This is a genomic window from Rubrivivax albus (assembly GCF_004016515.1).
Lineage (GTDB): Bacteria > Pseudomonadota > Gammaproteobacteria > Burkholderiales > Burkholderiaceae_C > Rubrivivax > Rubrivivax albus.
Genome location: NZ_SACT01000039.1, coordinates 1 through 757 on the forward strand (window position 1 = coordinate 1; position 757 = coordinate 757).

The following is a 757-nucleotide window of genomic DNA, read 5'->3' on the forward strand; positions in this document are numbered from 1 at the left end:
CGTGGGCAAGAGGGGTACTTGTCCAAGGTTCACATGTGGCTCGCACTTGGCAATGCTGAAACTGCGGCCTAACACCTCGCTCAAGCGCCGACGCGCTCCGGCAGGCAGCGTAAGCCTGGTCCGCGGCCTATGAGGCATCATCGCGAACCAGGCTTACGCCGCCTGCCTGCGCGCGCGGCTTAGCTCGAACGTTAGGCCGCACATTTGGCCCCATGTCTGCCATCGCCCTGAAGCCAGCAACAGCCGAAGACGCCGCCCTCTTGGCGGAGCTTCGAGTTCGTGCAATGCGGCCAAGTCTAGAGGCCGTTGGGCGGTTCGATCCTGAACGAGCTCGAACGAGGTTTCTTGACTCGTTCGATCCCTCGGAGACGTGGCACATCCTGAAAGACGGGAAGACGGTTGGCCTGCTCGTTCTTCGCGGGAAGCAAGATCACCTTCTGTTGGATCACTTGTATGTCGAGCCCGGCAGCCAAGGGCGGAACGTCGGCAGCGAGGTCATGCAGTACGTGCTCAGCCGAGCAAGGCAGCAAGGCTTGCCTGTCAGGGTCGGCGCGCTCAAGGGCAGCCGGTCCAATGAGTTCTACATGCGCCACGGCTTCGCGCTCAAGAGCGCTGCAGAGTGGGACAACCATTACTCCTGGGAGCCGCTGCAAGGTGCGGCCTAACCCCTCGCTCAAGCGCCGACGCGCTCCGGCAGGCGGCGTAAGCCTGGTCCGCGGCCTATGAGGCATCATCGCGAACCAGGCTTACGCCGCCT

1 protein-coding gene is annotated in these 757 nt (G+C 63.0%); it reads left to right on the forward strand.

The genetic code is table 11. The annotated features are described in order from the left end of the window. Positions 1-212 precede the first annotated feature (212 nt). Positions 213-665 carry a GNAT family N-acetyltransferase gene (locus tag ENE75_RS24650; RefSeq protein WP_128201774.1) on the forward strand — a complete coding sequence of 151 codons (453 nt, stop codon included), beginning with the start codon at positions 213-215 and terminating at the stop codon, positions 663-665. The last annotated feature ends 92 nt before the right edge of the window (positions 666-757 follow it).

What these genes read in the sequence shown, in the direction of transcription:
- ENE75_RS24650 (WP_128201774.1), top strand. Translation starts at nt 213, where the DNA reads ATGTCTGCCATCGCCCTGAAGCCAGCAACAGCCGAAGACGCCGCCCTC.